At 56.6% G+C, this 19,857-nt stretch carries 24 protein-coding genes and 1 tRNA gene; 5 read left to right on the plus strand and 20 right to left on the minus strand.

Annotated features, from left to right (window positions below; translation table 11 throughout):
* Window positions 1-9: 9 nt before the first annotated feature.
* A complete protein-coding gene (gene metH / locus C7H10_RS16520; protein ID WP_106695719.1) occupies window positions 10-3,708 on the minus strand; it encodes a methionine synthase in 3,699 nt (1,232 codons plus the stop codon).
* A gap of 241 nt (window positions 3,709-3,949) precedes the next feature.
* Here metH and nfuA point away from each other — a divergent pair, with 241 nt between their 5' ends.
* From nfuA to C7H10_RS16535, 3 genes are all read left to right on the plus strand, one after another.
* Window positions 3,950-4,537: a Fe-S biogenesis protein NfuA gene (nfuA, locus tag C7H10_RS16525; protein WP_058089746.1), complete on the plus strand. Its 588-nt coding sequence runs from the start codon at window positions 3,950-3,952 to the stop codon at window positions 4,535-4,537.
* A 285-nt stretch (window positions 4,538-4,822) separates the two neighbouring features.
* Window positions 4,823-5,959, plus strand: a complete 1,137-nt coding sequence (locus C7H10_RS16530; RefSeq protein ID WP_228703981.1) for a DUF445 domain-containing protein — start codon at window positions 4,823-4,825, stop codon at window positions 5,957-5,959.
* Window positions 5,960-5,974: 15 nt separating this feature from the next.
* Window positions 5,975-6,343: a hypothetical protein gene (locus C7H10_RS16535; protein WP_061332841.1), complete on the plus strand. Its 369-nt coding sequence runs from the start codon at window positions 5,975-5,977 to the stop codon at window positions 6,341-6,343.
* On the opposite strand, the gene C7H10_RS16540 is transcribed toward C7H10_RS16535, so the two are convergent.
* The 5 genes from C7H10_RS16540 to C7H10_RS16560 all read right to left on the minus strand — a co-directional run bounded on the left by C7H10_RS16540 (window position 6,344) and on the right by C7H10_RS16560 (window position 8,535).
* A complete protein-coding gene (locus C7H10_RS16540) occupies window positions 6,344-6,664 on the minus strand; it encodes a TusE/DsrC/DsvC family sulfur relay protein (RefSeq protein WP_106695720.1) in 321 nt (106 codons plus the stop codon).
* Window positions 6,665-6,668: 4 nt separating this feature from the next.
* Window positions 6,669-6,959, minus strand: a complete 291-nt coding sequence (tusB, locus tag C7H10_RS16545) for a sulfurtransferase complex subunit TusB (protein ID WP_106695721.1) — start codon at window positions 6,957-6,959, stop codon at window positions 6,669-6,671.
* A gap of 10 nt (window positions 6,960-6,969) precedes the next feature.
* Entirely contained in the window at window positions 6,970-7,320 is a 351-nt protein-coding gene (locus C7H10_RS16550; protein WP_106695722.1) for a DsrE family protein, read from the minus strand.
* A gap of 1 nt (window position 7,321) precedes the next feature.
* Entirely contained in the window at window positions 7,322-7,732 is a 411-nt protein-coding gene (tusD, locus tag C7H10_RS16555) for a sulfurtransferase complex subunit TusD (protein ID WP_106695723.1), read from the minus strand.
* 101 nt (window positions 7,733-7,833) lie between these two features.
* Complete coding sequence (locus tag C7H10_RS16560) at window positions 7,834-8,535, minus strand: Bax inhibitor-1/YccA family protein (protein WP_058089752.1); 702 nt, start codon at window positions 8,533-8,535, stop codon at window positions 7,834-7,836.
* A 259-nt stretch (window positions 8,536-8,794) separates the two neighbouring features.
* Between C7H10_RS16560 and C7H10_RS16565 the strand changes: the two genes are divergently transcribed.
* Window positions 8,795-8,885, plus strand: a tRNA-Ser gene (locus tag C7H10_RS16565).
* 134 nt (window positions 8,886-9,019) lie between these two features.
* On the opposite strand, the gene C7H10_RS19225 is transcribed toward C7H10_RS16565, so the two are convergent.
* The 8 genes from C7H10_RS19225 to C7H10_RS16605 form a co-directional block, all read right to left on the minus strand.
* A complete protein-coding gene (locus tag C7H10_RS19225; protein WP_167392910.1) occupies window positions 9,020-9,223 on the minus strand; it encodes a hypothetical protein in 204 nt (67 codons plus the stop codon).
* Window positions 9,210-10,163, minus strand: a complete 954-nt coding sequence (locus C7H10_RS16575) for a 5-oxoprolinase subunit C family protein (RefSeq protein WP_106695725.1) — start codon at window positions 10,161-10,163, stop codon at window positions 9,210-9,212. The genes C7H10_RS19225 and C7H10_RS16575 overlap by 14 nt, the downstream gene beginning before the upstream one ends.
* Entirely contained in the window at window positions 10,160-10,843 is a 684-nt protein-coding gene (gene pxpB, locus C7H10_RS16580; RefSeq protein ID WP_106695726.1) for a 5-oxoprolinase subunit PxpB, read from the minus strand. The genes C7H10_RS16575 and pxpB overlap by 4 nt, the downstream gene beginning before the upstream one ends.
* Window positions 10,840-11,580, minus strand: coding sequence for a 5-oxoprolinase subunit PxpA (locus tag C7H10_RS16585; RefSeq protein ID WP_106695727.1), 741 nt, complete (start codon window positions 11,578-11,580; stop codon window positions 10,840-10,842). Before C7H10_RS16585 ends, pxpB begins: the two co-directional genes overlap by 4 nt.
* Before the next feature lie 15 nt (window positions 11,581-11,595).
* Complete coding sequence (gene hemH / locus C7H10_RS16590) at window positions 11,596-12,708, minus strand: ferrochelatase (RefSeq protein WP_106695728.1); 1,113 nt, start codon at window positions 12,706-12,708, stop codon at window positions 11,596-11,598.
* Between the two features lie 23 nt (window positions 12,709-12,731).
* The gene (locus C7H10_RS16595) at window positions 12,732-13,160 is read right to left on the minus strand and encodes a protein tyrosine phosphatase family protein (protein ID WP_106695729.1); all 429 of its coding nucleotides are present in this window, start codon (window positions 13,158-13,160) and stop codon (window positions 12,732-12,734) included.
* A 90-nt stretch (window positions 13,161-13,250) separates the two neighbouring features.
* On the minus strand, window positions 13,251-13,688 hold the full coding sequence (locus C7H10_RS16600; RefSeq protein WP_106696031.1) for a YeeE/YedE family protein: 438 nt from the start codon (window positions 13,686-13,688) through the stop codon (window positions 13,251-13,253).
* 4 nt (window positions 13,689-13,692) lie between these two features.
* A complete protein-coding gene (locus C7H10_RS16605) occupies window positions 13,693-14,130 on the minus strand; it encodes a YeeE/YedE family protein (RefSeq protein ID WP_061332865.1) in 438 nt (145 codons plus the stop codon).
* A gap of 352 nt (window positions 14,131-14,482) precedes the next feature.
* Between C7H10_RS16605 and C7H10_RS16610 the strand changes: the two genes are divergently transcribed.
* A complete protein-coding gene (locus tag C7H10_RS16610) occupies window positions 14,483-14,902 on the plus strand; it encodes a phasin family protein (RefSeq protein WP_106695730.1) in 420 nt (139 codons plus the stop codon).
* A 3-nt stretch (window positions 14,903-14,905) separates the two neighbouring features.
* Here the strand turns inward: C7H10_RS16610 and C7H10_RS16615 are convergent, their stop codons facing one another.
* The 6 genes from C7H10_RS16615 to C7H10_RS16640 form a co-directional block, all read right to left on the minus strand.
* A complete protein-coding gene (locus C7H10_RS16615) occupies window positions 14,906-15,535 on the minus strand; it encodes a TetR/AcrR family transcriptional regulator (protein ID WP_061332869.1) in 630 nt (209 codons plus the stop codon).
* 18 nt (window positions 15,536-15,553) lie between these two features.
* The gene (gene xthA / locus C7H10_RS16620; protein ID WP_106695731.1) at window positions 15,554-16,366 is read right to left on the minus strand and encodes an exodeoxyribonuclease III; all 813 of its coding nucleotides are present in this window, start codon (window positions 16,364-16,366) and stop codon (window positions 15,554-15,556) included.
* Window positions 16,367-16,445: 79 nt separating this feature from the next.
* On the minus strand, window positions 16,446-17,183 hold the full coding sequence (locus tag C7H10_RS16625; protein ID WP_106695732.1) for a hypothetical protein: 738 nt from the start codon (window positions 17,181-17,183) through the stop codon (window positions 16,446-16,448).
* Window positions 17,180-17,704 carry a DUF2878 domain-containing protein gene (locus tag C7H10_RS16630; protein WP_061332873.1) on the minus strand — a complete coding sequence of 175 codons (525 nt, stop codon included), beginning with the start codon at window positions 17,702-17,704 and terminating at the stop codon, window positions 17,180-17,182. The genes C7H10_RS16625 and C7H10_RS16630 overlap by 4 nt, the downstream gene beginning before the upstream one ends.
* Complete coding sequence (locus C7H10_RS16635) at window positions 17,701-18,969, minus strand: SAM-dependent methyltransferase (RefSeq protein ID WP_106695733.1); 1,269 nt, start codon at window positions 18,967-18,969, stop codon at window positions 17,701-17,703. The genes C7H10_RS16630 and C7H10_RS16635 overlap by 4 nt, the downstream gene beginning before the upstream one ends.
* Window positions 18,957-19,856: a DUF1365 domain-containing protein gene (locus C7H10_RS16640; protein WP_106695734.1), complete on the minus strand. Its 900-nt coding sequence runs from the start codon at window positions 19,854-19,856 to the stop codon at window positions 18,957-18,959. Before C7H10_RS16640 ends, C7H10_RS16635 begins: the two co-directional genes overlap by 13 nt.
* Window position 19,857: the final 1 nt, after the last annotated feature.

Here is a 19,857-nt window from a genome sequence, read left to right on the forward strand (position 1 = left end):
CACCCTGATTTATTCGGCCGGATCGTAGGCCAGGCTGGGCATCAGCCAGCGCTCAGCTTCTGCTTTGGACAGCCCTTTTCGTTCAGCATAGTCTTCAACCTGGTCTACGCCAATTTTGCCGACGGCAAAGTATTTGGATTCCGGGTGGGCAAAGTACCAGCCAGAGACCGCTGCCGTTGGGTACATGGCAAAGTGTTCGGTCAGCTGGAGGCTGGTGTTGGCCGTTGCATCCAGCAGTTTGAACAGGGTGGCTTTCTCTGTATGGTCAGGGCAGGCAGGATAGCCGGGGGCCGGGCGGATGCCCTGGTACCGTTCCTTGATCAGGTCATCGTTGGCCAGCTGTTCATCGGTTGCATAGCCCCAGAATTCTTTGCGAACCCGTTCGTGCATGCGCTCGGCAAAGGCTTCTGCAAGCCGGTCTGCCAGGGCCTGGACCATAATGGCGCTGTAATCGTCGTGGGCATCCTTGAACTCTTTGGTCAGTTCGTCCACCCCAATACCGGTGGTTACGGCAAAGCCGCCGACATAGTCACCCACGTGGGAGTCTTCAGGGGCCACAAAATCAGACAGGGCCATCATGGGTTTGCCGGGCGCTTTTTCGTCCTGCTGGCGAAGGTGGTGCAGGGTAGTCAGCTCCTCGGTGCGGGACTCGTCTGTGTAAACAACAATGTCGTCTCCGCGACGATTGGCCGGCCAGAAGCCAATCACGCCTCTGGCGGTGATGCGTTTATCTTCGATCATCTTCTTGAGCAGTTTCTGGGCGTCGTCGAACAGGGTGCGTGCAGCTTCGCCCCGCTTCGGATCGTCGAAGATTGCCGGGTACTTGCCGGCAATGTCCCAGGAAATGAAAAACGGCGTCCAATCGATGTAGTCCACCAGTTCGTTCAGGTTGTAATCGTTGAACGCCCGCACCCCGGTGAAGGCCGGTTTCGGTGGCTGGTAAGTCTCGAAATCGAGTTCCGGTGCCCGTGCCCGTGCTTCTGACATTGACACCAGCTTTGTACGGTCGCCACGGTTCTTGCGGCGCTCACGGATCTCGTCGTACTCGGTACGGGCGGCTTCCACGAGCGTGGGCTTTGCGGTCTTGCTCAGTAGCTGAGAGGCCACGTTTACGCACCGGGAGGCATCAGATACATACAGGGCAATGTCGTTCTTGTACTGGGGCTCGATCTTCACCGCAGTGTGGGCTTTGGAGGTGGTGGCACCGCCAATCATCAGCGGGATATTGAAATCCAGCCTCTGCATTTCCCGGGCAACATGGACCATTTCATCCAGCGAGGGTGTGATCAGGCCGCTCAGACCAATAATGTCGACATTCTCTTTTTTTGCGACGTCCAGAATCTTCTCGCAGGGCACCATCACGCCTAGGTCGATGACTTCGTAGTTATTGCACTGCAGGACCACGCCCACGATGTTCTTGCCAATGTCGTGTACGTCGCCCTTCACGGTGGCCATCAGAATCTTGCCCTTGGCCTGCTGGTCTTCTGTTTTCTCAGCCTCGATGAAAGGGATCAAGTGGGCGACGGCCTGCTTCATTACCCGGGCGCTCTTGACCACCTGGGGCAGGAACATCTTGCCATCACCGAACAGGTCACCAACCACATTCATACCCGCCATCAACGGGCCTTCGATCACTTCGATGGGGTGATTGGCGTTCTGCCGGCAAGCTTCGGTGTCGTCAATAATGTAACTGGTGATGCCTTTCACCAGGGCATGCTCAAGACGCTTCTCGACGGGCCATTCACGCCAGGCAAGGTCTTCTTCTTTGGTCTGGCCGCCTTTGCCTTTGAACTTTTCGGCCGCCTCAAGCAAGCGATCTGTTGAGTCATCGCGGCGGTTCAGGACGACGTCTTCCACCAATTCCTTCAGGTCTGGTTCGATCTCATCGTAGATCACCAACTGGCCCGGGTTCACTATGCCCATGTTCATGCCGGCCTTGACCGCGTGATACAGGAAAACGGAGTGAATGGCCTCACGCACCGCATCGTTACCGCGGAAAGAAAACGAGACGTTACTCACGCCACCGGAGATGGACGCGTGGGGCAGGTTTTCCCTGATCCAGCGGGTGGCATTGATGAAGTCCACCGCATAGTTGTTGTGCTCTTCGATGCCGGTGGCGATGGCGAAGATGTTCGGATCAAAAATAATGTCGGCCGGGTTAAAGCCGATGCCGGTCAGCACGTCATAGGAGCGTTTGCAGATCTCGGTTTTACGCTCGAAGGTGTCGGCCTGGCCGTCTTCGTCAAAGGCCATGACCACAACGGCCGCACCGTAGCGCATGCAGTCTTTTGCCCGCTTGATGAACTCTTCCTCGCCTTCCTTGAGGCTGATGGAGTTCACCACCGCCTTGCCCTGAATGCATCGAAGACCGGCCTCGATCACTTCCCACTTGGAAGAATCGATCATGATCGGCACGCGGGAAATGTCAGGTTCGGATGCCACCAGTTTCAGGAAGGTCTCCATAACCTCCCTTGAATCCAGCATGCCCTCGTCCATGTTGATATCGATGATCTGGGCGCCGTTTTCCACCTGGTCCCGGGCCACGCTCAGGGCTTCCTCGTACTGTTCTTCCTTGATCAGTCTCAAGAATCGCTTGGAGCCGGTCACATTGGTGCGTTCGCCCACGTTAATGAACAGCGTGTTTTCGTCACCGGTAAAGGGTTCGAGGCCTGACAGACGCAGTGCCTTGGGACGGTCGGGAATCTTCCGGGGCGGATACTTGGATACCGCCTTGGCAATGGCTTCAATGTGATCCGGGCGTGAACCGCAACAACCCCCGATGATGTTCAGAAACCCGTCCTTGGCGAAGCCCTCAATGATATCGGCCATTTCTTCGGGGGTCTGGTCGTATTCGCCAAATTCGTTGGGCAGCCCGGCGTTGGGGTGGGCTGACACATAGGTTTCTGCCTTGTTGGCCAGCTCTTCCACATAGGGGCGCAACGCATCCGCGCCCAGGGCGCAGTTAAGACCCACTGAGATGGGTTTTGCATGGGCGATGGAGTTGTAGAAGGCCTCGGTGGTCTGGCCAGAGAGGGTTCGGCCGGACGCGTCGGTAATGGTGCCGGAGATCATAATCGGCAGTTCAAAACCGTTGTCCTCAAAGAACTGCTGGGTCGCGTAAATGGCGGCCTTGGCGTTCAGGGTGTCGAAAATGGTTTCAATCAGGATCAGATCGGAGCCGCCTTCCACCAGCCCGGATACCGCTTCATAGTAATTATCCACCAGGGTCTGGAAATCCACATTCCGGTAACCCGGGTTATTGACGTCTGGTGAGATGGAGGCGGTGCGCGATGTAGGGCCCACGGCGCCGGCAACAAACCGTGGTTTGTCCGGATTGCGGGCGGTGAACTCATCAGCGATTTCCCGAGCGATCCTGGCCGCTTCCACGTTCAATTCACGGGCCAGATCTTCCATGCCGTAGTCCGCCTGGGAAAGGCGGGTGGAATTGAAAGTGTTGGTTTCGATGATGTCTGCGCCGGCATCCAGGTAGTCTGCGTGGATATTGCGGAGCAGGGCCGGCTGGGTCAGGTTGAGGAGATCGTTGTTGCCCTGAACGTCCCGGTCGAAATCCTTGAATCGGTCGCCCCGGAATGCGGCTTCGTCCAGCTTCTGGTTCTGGATCATGGTGCCCATGCCACCATCGAGGATGATTATGCGTTCCTTGAGGGCCTTATGAAGCTGGTCCAGGCGGGTAGTACGATCGGTCATAGGGAATTCTTCCGGGGTCATTAATAACGTCGTGTTTGTTCGGACGGCGCGGGATCATAGCAAAATTGTACGTATACGTCTTAATACAGATGATCATTATCAAGCACTGACCACAAAGTTCCTGGCGGGAGGTTATACGTGCAATTCATTATCCTGTTAAAGCCCGACTATTTTACTTGGTCTTTTAAGTTCCTGCGAACTCTCCTAAAATAGAGACTACATTTGAAAACAGGTAGGAAGCATGGCTTTGGTAACTGTCACTGATTCCGCAAGGGATTATCTTGCGCAACTGATTGAAAAGCAGGATGTCGAGGGCATGGGCGTTCGTATTTTCGTCACCCAGCCGGGTACCCGCAATGCCGAGACCTGTCTGGCCTATTGCCCGCCAAACGAAGTCGTCCCTACAGACGAGCAGGTTGATCTGCAGAAATTCACCCTGTTCCTGGACCATAACTCGGTACCGTTTCTGGAAGATGCCTACGTGGACTACTCCAAAGACCAGATGGGCGGCCAGTTGACCATCAAGGCGCCGAACGCCAAAGTGCCCCAGGTGTCTGATGACGCCCCCCTTCCTGAGCGGGTGAACTACGTGCTGGCGTCTGAGATCAACCCCAATCTGGCGGCCCACGGCGGTGATGTATCGCTGGTCGAGATCGTTGAGGAGTCGGTGGCAGTGCTGCGTTTCGGTGGCGGGTGCCAGGGCTGTTCCGCCGTCAGTCTGACCCTTAAGCAGGGTGTTGAGAAAACCCTCAAGGAGCGGGTTCCGGAGATCACTGCGGTTCGTGATGTGACCGACCACTCGAACACTGAAAACGCCTACTATCAGTAATTTCTGCATTACCTCTGCCAAGCCGCCGTTCACTTCGGCGGCTGCCGCAGACGCCTGTCTTTCGTGGCTACACGGCCAATGTCCTGATATCTGCAATACTCCATCATCCTGTTGACTAACAGAACCGTGCACGGTTGCTGTACCGTGCCATAAAAAACAGTGATATCAGCGGCGCCATCGCCGCCAGACTTGAAACCGGGGTAACACTTGCTCGACCTTGCTCTCTTATCCGTACCTGTGATGGCTGCTGTCGTCGGCTGGTTTACGAACTGGCTTGCGATACAGATGTCATTTCACCCGGTGCGTTTCATCGGCATTGGCGTTATTGGTTGGCAGGGTGTTATCCCCCGTAAAGCCGAGAAGATGGCGCACATCTGTATCGACCGGACGCTGCAGCAGTTTGGTGATCTGAATACCGTCTATCAAAAGCTGGAGCCCCAGCGCATTGTTCAACAGGTGGTGGCACAGGTTTCACCACGGATGGATGAATACATCGACGAAGTCATGTACGAAGTGCAGCCGGTGTTGTGGGATAACCTGCCGCTGTTTGTTCGCGCCAGGATCTACCAATGGGCCAGGCAGCAGCTGCCGGACAGGATTGAAGAGCTGGTTGAGGATTTCGGTGACGACCTGAATGAGCTGGTGGATCTGAAAGCACTGCTCAGCCGCGAATTGCAGAATCATCCTGACCTGATGAATCGCATTTTCCGGGAAGCCGGTTCCGTTGAATTGCAATCGGTCATCAACCGTGGTGCCATCATTGGCGGTTTGCTGGGTGCCATCCTGGCGCCGCTGTGGCTGGCCTATCCGGAGCCATGGCTGCTGCCGGTCGGTGGTTTTGCCATTGGCTTTATCACCAACTGGATCGCCATTAATCTGATTTTTGCACCGCTTCGCCCTCGCCGGGTTCTGTTTTGGCGGATTCAGGGGTTGTTTCTGCGCCGTCAGGAGCAGATCAGTGATACCTGGGCACGTCTGGTGGCCGAGGAACTGATCACCGTTGAGAAGGTGGCGGACGCCATGATCAATGGCCAGCACGGAGCAAGAACCCGAGCTATCATCCAGAAGCATCTGCGTCCGATGCTGGATAACTCCATGGTTATGAAGCTGGCGGCACAGGTGACGGTTGGTATGACTGGCTACACTGATCTCAAGCGAGTGATGAACCAGAAGGCGGTGATCGCCACCCGGGATGTGTTCAACGATCCCGCTTTTAACAAAGAGCGGGCGCCCATTGTGGCCGGTGTGCTGGCGGGCCAGATGAAATCGCTCCGTCCGGAGGAGTTCCAGGACATATTGCGGCCGGCGTTCAGAGAAGAAGAGCTCCAGCTGATGTTTGTTGGAGGCTTGTTCGGCGCAGTGGCCGGCCTGATTCAGTTTATCGCGATGAACCAGCTGCCGATGCCGCCACTGGGTGGCTAACAAGGGAGACAGGTAATGTCTGTGTGGGTTTTGATGATTGTTCAGGTGCTGTTGACCGCTGGTACGGTGGCGGCGGTTCTGTTTGCGTTCTGGTACCTCGTGGTTCGGCCCTGGCTGGCTGAACGCATGCGGGAGTTGGTGGAAGCCGCTGACCAGATCGAGCCCAAGGTGGCCAAGGGTGTCAACAAAGGCGTCGCCGATGCCGTCCGGCAGCTCCCGCAAAATGCATGGGAAGGCGCGACCAAGGAATCGACCAAGCAATTCCTGAAGTTTGGCTCCAATCTGTTCGAGAATGGGCTCAGCAGTTTTCTGGGCTCGACTGCCGAAATGCAGAAATCCCAATCCAGCAGTGGTAGCCGGCCACCAGGGCAGGGCGATCGCTGATCAAAGGCAGTTGGTTGGTCTGGGCAGCCCGGCAATCCGGCAGGCGGTTTTGGCGGGTGTGCCCGGGAATAGCTGCATCAGGTAGATACTGTTGCCCTTGTCGTCCCCGAACGCTTCTTTCACCGCCTTCACAAATAACCGGTTTGACGGCGGAGACATTTCATGTTGTTTGTAGAATTCCCTCAGGAAATCTATGATCTCCCAGTGATTTTCATTTAGCTTTATGCTGTCCTCGGCGGCAATCTCCTGTGCTACCTCAGGGGTCCAGCTGCCAGCGTCTTCCAGAAAACCCTCGTTGTTGCGCAACGGCAAAGTCGTCATTGTATTACCAGCTCACCGTACGTGAATGTTCGGCGGTCAGGCGCACCAGATCGCCATAGCTAATGATTTGTACATTGGGGTTGCCTGCCAGGCCTCTGGCCTCAAGGTCTGCGCCAAGGGCAACACAGTTTCGGGGGAGGCCAGCAGTGCTGTCTGTTACCGCCAGTACCGCATTTTCCGCTAGTGCCAGCGTGTCTCCTTCGTGAAGGGCTGCCAGACAGGTTGCGAACCTTGGGTGACTGGGTGATTTGTTCAGGATATGAAGTGTCGCCTGAATCGTTTGTTCCTGTGTCATTCCGTCATCCTTAGCCTGCAAAAACGATGCGTTCAAAGCGATCAAGGGCGTCTCTGACCGATGGAATCAGTTCCACGCCATTCAGCCTGTCTCCCTCACCAAGCCGAAAACGCTCGCAGGCGGATTGTTCCGCGAGAATCTGTTCGACTCCGAACACCGGTGCCGCAGCAAGGTTCTTTTCAACCGTTTTCTGGCCGATGCCTCCGGCATCCTGGGATTTGCGCAGCCAGTTAACGCCAGCGCCGATAAAGAGCAATGCCGCTGGTTGATCGAAGGCTGCCAGGGAAAACACCATATCCAGCGCTTCGCGACCGGACCAGGAGCCATACGGAGCCTGATCAATCACAATCAAGGTGGTCATCTTAGTGGCTCCCATGAAAGTAGATCACACGGTCAGACTTCAGGTTGCCTTCCACCCATTCCCCCAAGCCCGCTATCTGGTAAGGCTGGCGAAGGTTGTTGGCGCTGAGTTCATACCTTGCCTGTTCGCCCTGGTCGACGATTCCCCGGCGCAAGGCCGAGGCAATGCAGGCGACCCCAGGCGTCTGGTTGTCAGCAAGGAAATCTGCCCACTGGCCTGGCCAGTCGGGTTCATCGGAGGGGGGCGTACTCAGGGCTGAAGCTAGGTGTACGCCCTCGCCATAAAGAAACACCCGGTCGATGTGGTGGCCGGCTGCAATCAGCTCCTGTGCGAATGCCAGTGCTGTTTGTGGTGCCTGGCTAGACCAGGGAGCGCCGGTAATAACCAGGGTGTAAGAAAGGCCAGGGGACATAACGATAGGTTGCCGGTCAGGAATGGATCGGATTTCAGTTTACCGAAAGCAAGAACCCCGGCAAAGGCCGGGGTTCCTGTTCAACGCGTTGCTCTGGCGAATTAATCGTCGCCGCTGAATGCCGCCAGCAGGTGCAGCAGGCTGACAAACAGGTTGTAGATGGCCACGTATAGTCCAACGGTTGCGATCACGTAGTTACGCTCGCCGCCTTTGATGATCCGGCTGGTTTCAAACAGGATCATGATGGAGGCGAAAATGGTGAAGCCAGCGGATACCGCCAGATGCAGGGCAGAGCTCTGCATGAAGAAGGCCAGCAGCATGGCACCGATCAGCACGAACGCACCGGCCGTCAGGAAACTGGACATAAAGCTGAAGTCTTTCTTGGTGATCAGCGCGGTGGCTGACAGGCCAACAAAGGCTACGGCTGTCAGGGTCAGTGCCTGGGCGACAATCTGAGAGGCACCCGCGGCAACGAACGCGCCGATGATCGGGCCCAGGGTGTACCCCATGAAGCCGGTCAGGGCGAAGGTGGTTACGATGCCCCAGGGGCTGTTCTTGAGCTTATAGGTCGCGAACAGCAGGCCAATATAGCCAACGATGGTGATCAGGAAGCCCGGGTGCGTGCCGTTCATGTTCAGGAACGCAGTCAGGGCCGAGAAGGCCAAGGTCATGCCCAGCAGCATGTAGGTGTTGCGCAGTACCTTCAGCGCATCTTCATCAATGCCCGCTGTTACGCCGGTGGCTTGACCGGACTGCGGGTAGGCAGCCTGGTTGTTCTGAACGCCGAAACGTCTGTCTTCCATTGTCATCTCCGTTTATTGCAACTGGATACTGAGTCCCATGATAATGTCGAATCCGCAACTTTCAATCATTTACGACAGAAAATGCCCCAATGGATTCCATTAAACTGGTGTAATCTTGCTCGCACCGTGACCAGAACCAGTGGAATTTCCAACGTTTTTTCTTCAAGGCGTTGACAGTAATGGCAAATCCGGTATCATTCCACCCGCTGTCGCAACGGCAGCAACGGAAATACGCCTTCTGGCGTTTTTTCGGTAAGACGGTGGGCTGGCAGAGTGGCTGAATGCAGCGGTCTTGAAAACCGCCGACGGTTAATAGCCGTCCCGGGGTTCGAATCCCTGGCCCACCGCCACTTTTCTTCCTGACACCGGTCTCTATACTCCCCAATCGATACCTTCGACAGACTACGTAACTTCCTGCGTATTAAACTTCTTTGCGAATCCAGTACACTGGTGTGAAATCGAATGCCCGTTGTGAGCAGGTGCTTTAATGGATCAGGATCAGAGCCAGATTCCGGAAACCGAGCAGGATCGAAAGAACCGGCGCTTTGCCGTCTCTGCCAATCGTGGGAGCGCTAGCCACCGGGTGCGTTACGTTGAAACGGGCGGTGCTGCAGTGGATACCGAGGAGTGCACCTTTTGCCAGGCTGTTCCCGACCTGGACCATGCCGGTGGTATCAGAGCCACTCAAGTTCCTGGCCGCTCCGACACCAGCGAGTGTGCTGGTAATGGAGCTCAAACAGGCGACGCTGATTCTGCGCCGTAGCCAGGTCACACAATTCAAACCGGACGCTGGCACCAGGCAGTTGTTGGGCCAGAAGGCCGCAATCCACGGCGGGAACGACGCCGGGCTTCGGGTAGCCACCAATGGTCTGGCAATCGTTCAGCAAGACGATAGGTTGACCATCACCGGGAATCTGGACGGCTCCAAGGGCGATGCCTTCGGAAATAATTCCGGGGGGCGGGGAGCTCAGGGGCGCTCCCTGGAGTCGAAAGCCCATGCGGTCGGATTGGTCGCCAACCGTATAGCGGCTGGTTGTTAGCCGGATGATATCCGCTCGCTGAAACTGAGGGTATTGATAGCCCGGAATCAGCCGGATAACCGCCTCTCCATCAAGGTTGGGGCGCTGGTGATCGGGTACTTTCCGCTCTGGCACTTTCCGTTTTGGCTGCAATGGCATCAATCGATCCCCCGCCTGCACCGGGCTCCGGCCCTCGAGCTTTTCCCGAACAACCACTGAACGGCTCCCGAATTGTTCCGGCGCATCCAACCCACCCACCACGGCCAGGTAGACAAGCCGATGGTGCGTTGAGTGGTCAATCGTTAGTTCGTCACCATCGTTGAGGTTCAGGGTTTGCCACAAATCAACCGTTTGCCTGTTCACCGTTACGCGTGTTCTGGCGCCGGTGAGGGCTACCTGAAGCGCACCATGGGCAATGGCACGAAATCCACCCAGCACTATCTCCAGACAGGCCGCATTGCGAGGGTTGTCCAGCAGCTTGTTGGCCCAGGTATAGCTGATCAGGTCCAGCGCGCCGCCTGCGGCCAGCCCATGGTGGCGATAACCCCGACGACCGCTGTCTTGAACGGTGCTTTGTACGCCGGGGCGGACGACTTCCAGAAAGCTCATGGGGTCAGCTCCCCGCCCTCGGCCAGAAACGCCTCCCGGCTTATGGCTTTGAATCTCACCCGGTCGCCGACCCTGAGCAGCGACAGGCTGTTTTGGTCGAACAAGGGTGTCGGGCACCGGCCAATCAATTGCCAGCCGCCAGGGGACGTCTGCGGGTATACGGCGGTCTGCCGGTTGGCTATGCCAACACTGCCAGCGGGCACCCGTTTTCGGGGACTGGTCTTTCGGGGCGCGGCGATGGTGGGGTCCACTTGCCCCATAAAGGCAAATCCGGGAGCAAACCCAAGGGCATGGACCCGGTACTCAACGGCGCTGTGTTTGCGGATGATGTCCTCGCACGCCAGGCCGCACTCTGAGGCCAGCCATTGCAGGTCAGGCCCGGTCTCGGTGCTGTAGTAAACCGGTAGCTCAACCAGTCGGCCCTTCACATCCGGCGCGCGCTTACAGGTGTTTTCGAGGGTAACCAGTGGCCTTAGCTCAGACACAGCCTGCCGAAAGTCGATCTTCAATGGATCGTAGACCACCATCAGCGTTGTATACGAGGGAACTATATCGACTAACCAGGGGGAACCGGCACTGCGAATGTTGTCGGCAAGTCCGGCGATGCGGGCAGGCAGGCTCTCGTCGATGGCCTCGGCCAGGGTAATCAGGATGGTATCTTCCGAAACCGCTTCAATCATTGCCCGGGTTTGCCAAGAGCCTTGCGGATGGCCTTGATCGCCTCAAGCGCGGCTTCGTTGTCGCCATGAACGCACAGGCTGTCTGCAGGAAGTTCAAGCCAGTTACCGGTGGCACTGAATACGCCACCTTTTTCGGCAAAGTACCGGGCCTGGCGCACAATGATTTCAGGGTCTTCGTGCACCGCCCCAGCCTGGCGTCTGGACACCAGTTGGCCTTCGTCGTCGTAGGCTCGGTCGGCAAAGGCTTCCAGCAGCAGGGGAACGCCGACATCGGCGGCCATTTGCTGATGCTCCCGGTATTTCCGGGTGACCGGAATCATCAGGGGCAGATCCTGCCGGAAGATTCGGGTGGCAACCATGACCGCGTGCAACAGGGTTGGGTCCCGCATCATGTCGTTGTTCAAGGCGCCGTGGGGCTTCACGTAACTCAGGCTTAAACCTTCTTTACGACACATGCCCTCCAGGGCGCCCAACTGATAAAGCAGAAGGGCTTCGATTTCTTCCGGGGTGTGGTGGATAGACCGCCGGCCAAATCCGCTGAGGTCGTGGTACGAAGGGTGAGCGCCAATCTCCACGTGGTAACGCGATGCCAGCGCCAGCGTGTTGCGGATGACCATGGGATCTGCGGCGTGGAACCCACAGGCCACATTAGCCATGTCGATCAGGGGCATGACCAGATCGTCCTGGCCCATCTGCCAGGCGCCGTAACTCTCGCCGAGATCGCAATTCAGTTTCATAGCGTACCGGTCGTCTCAGATATCCGTCCGGCCGGGAAACGTCGCCTGTTTCCGGGCTTCTGCGCATTTCTGCCTGGCAGCCAGATTGTCCGGGCTGTTGTCAGGCACGGCCCACCCTTTCAGGTTGTCTTCCACCAGTTGCACCAATGCGTCGATATGGCCGGGTGTGGCGTTCAGGCAAGGGATGTAGCCAAAGGCTTCACCCCCGGACTCCATGAAGTATTCCCGGTTTTCTTCGTTGATTTCCTCGATGGTTTCGAGGCAGTCCGAAGAGAACCCCGGGCAGAAGACATCTACAGATTTTACACCTTTTTCCGGTAGGGATTTAAGGGTTTCGTCGGTGTAGGGTTGCAGCCATTCTTCCCGCCCAAAGCGCGATTGGAAGGTCGTCAGGTAGTCGTCCTGGCCAAGGCCAAGCCGTTCGGCCAGCAAGCGTGAGGTTTTATGGCATTCACAATGATAAGGATCGCCCTTGAGCAGGTATTTCAGGGGGACGCCATGGTACGACAGGATGAGTTTTTCGTGCCGGCCATGATTGGCCCAGTGCGCCTCAATATGGCGTGCCATGGCCTCAATGTAGGGCGGGTAGTCGTGATAGTGAGACACAAACCGGAAATCCGGCAGCCAGCGGCGGCGGGTAAAGTCGGCGGCGATGGCATCAAAGGTAGACGCCGTGGTGGATGCCGAATACTGGGGGTACAGCGGCAGGACAAGCAGCTTGCGAACACCTTGTTGCTGCATGTCTTCCAATACCCGGGAAATTGACGGGTTGCCGTAGCGCATGGCAAAACCCACCACCACGTTGCTGCCATACTTTTTCTTCAGCGCTTCCCGAATGCCTTCCGCCTGTTTGGCGGTGTGTATCAGCAGGGGAGAGCCCTCCGGTTGCCAGACACTGGCATAGGCCTGGGCGCTTTTTCTTGGCCGGATTCTCAGGATGATGCCATGGAGGATCAACCACCAGATGGGGCGGGGTACTTCCACCACCCTTGGGTCCCACAGGAACTCGGCAAGATACTTTCTCAGCGCTGGTGTGGTGGGGGCGTCTGGTGTGCCAAGGTTGGTCACAAGTACCCCCAGGCGTTCGGGCTCGTTATGGCTGAACTGATCCGTCCCTTTATATGGCATTGATGCTATCCGATGGTGGTGGGTTAATGCTTGCCAGCCTGCTGTGCCAATCGCGGTATAAGGCCCGTGATGTCATATCCCGCGCGATGAGCTTTGGACAGAATCTCCTCCGGCTGGGTTTCCCGTGCGGCACTCAGGGCCCACAGCACGGTACAGCGGGTTCCAGAGCGACAGAAGGCCAGTACGGGTTTATCGGCATTCCGGATCATCGGCGCAAACTGGTCAACGTCCTGGTCGGTGATATTGCCAGACTCCACCGGGAGGAATACCCACTCCAGGCCATGTTCCCGCGCTGCCGCTTCTATGTCCGCCATGGCGGGTTGGCCGGGCTCTTCACGGTCCGGGCGATTTGCAACCAGGGTCCGGAAGCCGAGCCGGGCAATTTCGGCAACATCCTGAACCGAAATCTGGGGGGCTACCGATAGGGTTTCATCAATCTTTCTGATATCCACTTGGGGCTCCAATGGTTGATGGCCGGGGATTCAAAGACGGGCCCCTTGGGGCCCGGCACAATGCTGTGATCGGCTCGTGTTGCTCAGGGGTTAGGCGTTATGACCGGATGATGCCCGTATACGCTCAGCAATTTCAAACAGAATCATACCTGTGACCATCGATGCAACAAAGACCACGCCTTTGATTTCGCCCGCACCAAAGGCAACCAAAGCCGGCCCCGGGCAGAATCCGGCAATACCCCAGCCGACCCCAAACATCATACTACCGACGACCAGCCGTTTATCGATCTGGGTGTTGGTGGGGAGCTTTATGTTGAAGCCCAGGAATGACAATGTACGTCTGCGGGCGATGGTGAAGGCTATCAGCCCAACAACAACCGCACCGCCCATGACAAAGGCCAGGGATGGGTCCCAGGCACCGGCGATATCCAGAAATCCGAGGACTTTTTCCGGGTTGGCCATACCGGAAACAATCAAACCAAGGCCAAAAATCAGGCCGGCAAACAGGGAAGCAATATGATATTTCACGGCTTCAGGCTCCAATCAGGTGACGGATAACATAAACGGTCACGAACCCCATGCCCATAAAGCTGAGGGTGGCCACCAGGGAACGAACTGACAGCCGGGACAAACCGCAAACCCCATGACCGCTGGTACAGCCAGACCCATAGCGTGTTCCAATGCCCACCAGCAGGCCGGCGGCAATCAGGGCAGGGTAACCGGCGTTGATTTCGATAGGTGGTAACTGGCCTGCCAGTGTCCAAATCGCTGGTGCCCCAATCAGCCCGGCAAGAAAGGCAATTCGCCACAGAATGTCGCTTCTGGTGGGGGTAAGCAAACCGCCGAGTATGCCGCTGATGCCGGCAATGCGGCCGTTCAGAAGCAGGAAGCTGGCGGCGGCCAGCCCAATCAGAATACCGCCAGTCAGTGCAGTGCCAGGGGTAAACTGGCTCCAGGCAATCTCAATCATTTACGTACTCCAGGTTTCTCTTTGAGGAATAAGCTTATAAATATGGGCGATAATACCAAAAAAAAAGCCCGGCAAGGAATGCCGGGCAGAGGCGTGCGAGTAGTATCCATGAAAGACTTCCAGACAAACCGACATCAACTGGGATGCCGGTAACGGGAAGTATTGACCATAATGTGAGCAGTTCAAGTGAGAGCGGCTTTCGTTTGAAAACATTTTTTCATATGCCTTGGGTGTTTATACTGCGCCCCTTCGTTATGCGGGTTTCAGGGAGGTGTGTATGACCACTGAAATCCCCGTTTGGCTGTAATACAATGGGGCCAGACCGTTCCCGCTTTGTTGCCAAGAGGTATTCATGTCAGACCACGACGATAAAAACCCGGAAAATGATCCGCATCTGGCGGACAAAATTAAGGATTCCGCCCGCCAGATCTGGCTTGCGGGTCTGGGTGCATACACCAAGGCCGAGGAAGACGCGGGTAAGTTTTTTGAGCGCCTGGTGCAGGAGGGTGAGCAACTGGAAACCAGGACCCGGGGCGTGGTGGAAAAGCAGATCAAGACCGTAGAGGGTCGCGTTGGTGAGGTTAAGGAAAAGGCGACCGGAACCTGGGACAAGCTTGAGCACATGTTCGACCAGCGCGTATCCGGTGCTTTGCGTCGCCTTGGTATTCACCGGCGCGAGGAAATTGAAGCGATGGAGCGCAGGATTGAAGCGCTGGAAAGCGAATTGGCCAGATTGCGGGGTGATTCACCAGCCTCGGATGAAGAAGAATAACCCTCAAAGGTAGCTGCGGCTGGTCAGCTGAATCTCCTGTTGCTCCTGTTCCGCCAGGTACGGAAGGATCAGGTGCAGCATTTGATATACTCCCTTGCCCGGATCTACCGATTCCCGGTCATCCAGATGGGACAGCGTGTCAAAGCTGCTCCAATAGCAGGCCGTCAGGGTGAGCTGTTCGCACAGTGAGAGCAGCTCGTCTTCACTGATGGTCATGACCCCTTGGCTTTGAAAGCTCTCACACAAAACCCGAAACGCATTTTTTTTCTTCGCCAGAATCCGTTTAAACCGCACTTGCAGCTGGCTGTAGCGAGACAGCACGTTCACCAGATCCTGATACAGAAAACGATATCGGGCGACAGCCTCAAACAGCAAATGCAGGAAAAAGCTGAACTGGTCCAGTGAAATATCGGCGTCGTCCGGCACCGCGAGTAAGTCCACCATTTCTGCTTCAAAGCTCTGGAACAGCTCGTCGACAATGTCGCTCTTACTTTTGAAGTGGTAATAGAGGTTGCCCGGGCTGATGTCCAGCTCATCGGAGATCAGCAGGGTGGTGACATTCGGCTCGCCCAGGCTGTTGAACAGCGCCAGGCTGGTGCCGAGAATCCTGTCCCTGGTTTTGATTTTTTTCATAATCGCTGAATCGATTCCTCAGAGGTCAAACCGCGCCCATACCGGGCAGTGGTCTGATGGCCGTTCCATACCTCGGATATCATAGGATACGCCGGCCTCTGTGGCTTTGGGCAGCAGGCTGTCGCTGGCCATAATCAGATCAATTCGCAGGCCCCGTTTAGGGTCCCGTTCAAAGCCTTTGCTGCGGTAGTCAAACCAGCTGAAGGTATCGGCCTCGTCCGGGTGAAGGTACCGGAAGACGTCGGTATATCCCCGGCTTTCAACCTGGGCAAGCCATTCCCGTTCCTCTGGCAGAAAACTGCATTTCCCGGTGCGCAGCCAGCGCTTGGCGTTATCCGCGCCAATGCCGATGTCTTTGTCTGTGGGCGAGATGTTCATGTCGCCCATGACGATCACATGGCCAGGTTGGCTTTTCAAGTCGTCCAGGTAGGCCATCAGATCCCGGTAAAACTTCTGTTTTGCGGGAAATTTCACCGGATGATCCCGGCTCTCACCCTGGGGGAAGTAGCCGTTGATCACGGTCAGCGGCTCTCCGTTCACGGTAAAGCGACCGGTTATAAGACGGCGCTGGGCATCGTCGTCATCGGTGCTGTATCCCTTCTGGACCGACTCGGGCTCGGCCCGGGAGAGCAGGGCGACGCCATAATGGGTTTTCTGGCCGTGAAAGTGCACGTGGTAGCCGAGTTTGCGGATGTCATCTACCGGGAATTCCTGGTCAGTAACCTTGGTTTCCTGAAGCCCGATGATATCCGGGTTCAGTTGCTCGATCACAGCTTCAAGCTGGTGCAGACGGGTGCGGATACTGTTGACGTTAAACGACACAAACATCATGGGGGTGGAGTCTCCGGTACGTTTTGCCCGAGAGTTTACCACACCGTGGCCGGTTATCTGTTTGGCGGCCGGGCCGGGTTCAGGGCGTCAGTTCACAATCCGGGTATTGTTCCACCTCGTAGCGGATGTGCGCGGTGAAATTGGCATCTGCGTTTTCACGGATGTTGGTAAGGCCCAGGTACTCGGTTAGTGCGCCCTCTTTGTTGTACCCCAGCACGATAGGGTCAACCAGAAGCCGGAGAACCAGGCTGGTGGGGCGAATACGAAGGACAACATCGGAGTTCAATTGGTTATTGCGGGTGGGTTCCAGTACAAACCCATAATGCTCGCCCCGTGTCGGGCCCAGGAAGCGAAACTCCACCGACTCCCCCCGGGTAACCTTGCCCCAGTTGGCCCGGACCAGATGATCAAAACCGGCATCCACCACTAACCGATTATCAAAATCTACCTCGTACCTCTCAACGTCGCCGGCGGGAGTCTGCCATTCAATATCCAGGCGGTTCGCCTCCGGGTAGGTGATTTTCAGGCTCTCGTTGAAGTCCGGTTGCTGAAAATCCACGCTCGGGCGGAGCGAGGAGTCTTCATAGTTCATCTGTTTGGTTGCGAAGGGGTCCTCGCCAGGTTCCTTTCGGTAGTTCACTGAGTGAGTTTGGGGTTCGAAGATGCCTTCCGCACAATGGCCCTCAACCCGATGGACTTCCTGGTAAAGCAACGTGCCACCGTTACTCTTGGCTGTGCCGGTGAACACGAACTGGTTGGCGTTTACGGGCAGTGCCAGAATGGTCAGGGCGCTGAAGGTAATGGCTGAACGAATCATGGCTGCAACTCCGAGTACAGGGTCTTCCGAACGAAAAGCAGCAACGGGAATAACAGGAACCACCCCACGGCCATGGCGGCCAGAGAGATCGTGAGGTCGGGCAGGGTGACGATACCCAGTTTGCTGGCGGACCAATAGGCGAACGGCCCTCCGATCGGCGCAAACACATAAGGTAGCCATTTGCGTTGCGCTATCCAGCCCAGTGAGTGGCACAGGGTGGTCATGAATATGGCCCAGATAGCGACCAGCCAGGGGGGCGCAACCAGCACTTCATCGGAACCATTGATGCCCAGTACACCGGTTCGGAACCAGAGTGTATCCATCAGGCTGCCAAGCACCACCCCGAAGCCGATGAACTGGAGCTCGGTAAAGCGCTTCTGGCTCACCAACGCAAAGTGGATGGCCAGAAATATCAACACCAGCCCGGCGGCAGCCAGGCCGGGAAACAGAACGCACACCAGCCAGCCTGTCTGGAACAGGGCGAAGTTCAGGATATTGCGGGCGGTGTCTGAGGCGATCATAAACTGAGTATGTTGGCGCGTTTGTTGGCGGGCTTGGCCAGCACCAGGTGGGCCACGCCAATGGCCCGTTCGCTGAAGCCCGCCTCACAGTAGGCAAAGTAGAAGTGCCATAGACGCTGGAAGGCCTCGTCGTAGCCACGTTCAAGCAGGGTGTTCCGGTTTGCCATGAACCGGTCACACCAGTCGCGCAGGGTGCGGGCGTAATGGAAGCCGAAGTCTTCGGAGTGGGTCAGCACCAGGTTGGATCCGCGGCGCATGGACGTGATAATGGCTCCGAATGAGGGTATGAAGCTGCCCGGGAAAATGTACCGTTGAATGAAGTCGACGTTCTTCAGGGCCCGGTCGTAACGCTGCTCCGGCATATTAATAGCCTGCACCAGGGCAAGGCCGTCCGGCTTGAGCAACGTGCTGATCTGGGCCAGGTAGCTGTCCAGGAACTGCGGTCCAACGGCCTCAATCATTTCGATCGACACCAGCTTGTCGAATTGCCCGGTCAGGTCACGGTAGTCATCAAACAGCAGGGTGATACGGTCTTCAAGGCCTTCGGCTTTCACCCGCTCTTTGGCCAGCTCAAGCTGCTCCCGGGAGATGGTGGTTGTGGTTACGTGGCAGCCATAATGCTTGGCGGCGTGAATGGCAAACCCGCCCCAGCCGGTGCCTATTTCGATCACACGGTCCTCTGGCTGCAGGTCCAGCTTCTTGCAGATGGTATCCAGCTTGTAGACCGCGGCTTCTTCGAGTGTTGAGTCCGCGCTCGGGTAAATGGCCGATGAATACATCATGGTTGGGTCAAGAAAGAGCTGGAACAAATCGTTACCCAGATCGTAGTGGGCACTGATGTTCTTACGCGAACCGGCAGGGGTGTTGCGGTTCAGCCAATGCAGCGCTTTCAGGGTCGGCTTGCTTACCCAGCTGAACTTGTCTTCAAAGGCATTCATGGTGTCCAGGTTTCGGCTGAAAAAACGCAGGAGGGCGGTCAGGTCCGGAGAGCTCCAGTCCCCTGCAACGAAGGACTCGGCGGCCCCAACGCTGCCACCAGTCACCAGATCACGCCAGGTGGTGTGATCATGGATGACCAGTTCCGCTGTCGGATACTGCGGGTCCCCGTCACCGTAGACGAGATCCTCAGCACCGTATTCCTTGACCACCAGTTTGCCGTGGGCCAGTTGTGACAGCTGCTGGCAGACAAGCTGTTTTGCAATCCGGCTTACCAGCGGCGTTTGGCTGGTGCGCTGGCTGTCTACGGATGTGTTCAGGTTCTCCATGAGCTTACCCTTCCCGCTATATCTGAATCTGAGTGCCTGGGTGCCGGTGTTAAAGTGATCTCTGCGCCTTTATCTTCCACGCCCTTTCGATATTGGCTGTCCGTTTTGTCCAGCTTGTCCGGGTGGGTGTAGAAAGGCGCGCCCTTGAGCTTCAGCTTCAGGGCATTCCAGTAAATGCCGGCCGTGCCTTTGAGGGTTTCCAGGGGAAAACGCCTCAGGCTTCTGTGCAGTGTTTTACGTTCAAACGGGCTGCGTTGGACTACCAGGGTGGCATCAAAATGTTTTTCCTGTCCCTGTTGCACGTTCATGTGAATACGTAGCTCGGGGCCTTTGAAACTGAACAGCCACTGGTACTGCTGAGCCATGCCGTTGAACGGGGACACGTGAAAGCGTTTGCTGAAGGCAAAGCGTTCGGTATGCCACGCCCCGGTCAGGGTAGGTCCGGGCTGATGGCACTCAAGGCAGTAAACATGGCGTTGCTTCCAGGGTGTGTTGGTAATCTGCGCCAGAATCACTCGGGGAACGTCGCCGTTTTGAGGGCTTTCGCCGTGGTTGTAGCAAAGATAAAAGCTGACTGGATTGAAGACGTACCCCAGGTAGCGCGGATGAGTGATCAGCTCTATTGGGCCGTCCGGTGCCCAGCCAGTGGCGCTTTTCACCTGGTTGAACACTGCCTGGCGCAGACTGGGCACTTCCGGGTTCAGGTAATCCCGTCGGTACAGAGACATCCAGTTAAACCGTTCCAGGGAAAAGAACGGGCTCGAAGAGGTGATGGTCTCCCAGTCATCCAGGTCTAACGCCAGCATACCGATCTTGTATTTAAACTCGTGCAAAACCGGAATCTTACGCCTATGTCTTATAGTGCCTTCTAGCCACTGGCTGGCCATG

The organism is Marinobacter shengliensis, from assembly GCF_003007715.1.
Classification (GTDB): Bacteria; Pseudomonadota; Gammaproteobacteria; order Pseudomonadales; family Oleiphilaceae; genus Marinobacter; species Marinobacter shengliensis.

Coding starts and splice junctions, on each gene's coding strand:
- pxpB (WP_106695726.1), bottom strand. CDS start 10,843: ATGATTGAAGCGGTTTCGGAAGATACCATCCTGATTACCCTGGCCGAG.
- C7H10_RS16540 (WP_106695720.1), bottom strand. CDS start 6,664: ATGACGACTTTGCCGTTGCGCAACAACGAGGGTTTTCTGGAAGACGCT.
- C7H10_RS16610 (WP_106695730.1), top strand. CDS start 14,483: ATGTCAGACCACGACGATAAAAACCCGGAAAATGATCCGCATCTGGCG.
- C7H10_RS16615 (WP_061332869.1), bottom strand. CDS start 15,535: ATGAAAAAAATCAAAACCAGGGACAGGATTCTCGGCACCAGCCTGGCG.
- metH (WP_106695719.1), bottom strand. CDS start 3,708: ATGACCGATCGTACTACCCGCCTGGACCAGCTTCATAAGGCCCTCAAG.
- C7H10_RS16585 (WP_106695727.1), bottom strand. CDS start 11,580: ATGAAACTGAATTGCGATCTCGGCGAGAGTTACGGCGCCTGGCAGATG.
- C7H10_RS16605 (WP_061332865.1), bottom strand. CDS start 14,130: ATGATTGAGATTGCCTGGAGCCAGTTTACCCCTGGCACTGCACTGACT.
- xthA (WP_106695731.1), bottom strand. CDS start 16,366: ATGATGTTTGTGTCGTTTAACGTCAACAGTATCCGCACCCGTCTGCAC.
- C7H10_RS16535 (WP_061332841.1), top strand. CDS start 5,975: ATGTCTGTGTGGGTTTTGATGATTGTTCAGGTGCTGTTGACCGCTGGT.
- C7H10_RS16575 (WP_106695725.1), bottom strand. CDS start 10,163: ATGAGCTTTCTGGAAGTCGTCCGCCCCGGCGTACAAAGCACCGTTCAA.
- C7H10_RS16550 (WP_106695722.1), bottom strand. CDS start 7,320: ATGACCACCTTGATTGTGATTGATCAGGCTCCGTATGGCTCCTGGTCC.
- nfuA (WP_058089746.1), top strand. CDS start 3,950: ATGGCTTTGGTAACTGTCACTGATTCCGCAAGGGATTATCTTGCGCAA.
- hemH (WP_106695728.1), bottom strand. CDS start 12,708: ATGCCATATAAAGGGACGGATCAGTTCAGCCATAACGAGCCCGAACGC.
- tusB (WP_106695721.1), bottom strand. CDS start 6,959: ATGACACAGGAACAAACGATTCAGGCGACACTTCATATCCTGAACAAA.
- C7H10_RS16630 (WP_061332873.1), bottom strand. CDS start 17,704: ATGATCGCCTCAGACACCGCCCGCAATATCCTGAACTTCGCCCTGTTC.
- C7H10_RS16640 (WP_106695734.1), bottom strand. CDS start 19,856: ATGGCCAGCCAGTGGCTAGAAGGCACTATAAGACATAGGCGTAAGATT.
- C7H10_RS16560 (WP_058089752.1), bottom strand. CDS start 8,535: ATGGAAGACAGACGTTTCGGCGTTCAGAACAACCAGGCTGCCTACCCG.
- C7H10_RS16635 (WP_106695733.1), bottom strand. CDS start 18,969: ATGGAGAACCTGAACACATCCGTAGACAGCCAGCGCACCAGCCAAACG.
- C7H10_RS16625 (WP_106695732.1), bottom strand. CDS start 17,183: ATGATTCGTTCAGCCATTACCTTCAGCGCCCTGACCATTCTGGCACTG.
- tusD (WP_106695723.1), bottom strand. CDS start 7,732: ATGTCCCCTGGCCTTTCTTACACCCTGGTTATTACCGGCGCTCCCTGG.
- C7H10_RS16530 (WP_228703981.1), top strand. CDS start 4,823: ATGTCATTTCACCCGGTGCGTTTCATCGGCATTGGCGTTATTGGTTGG.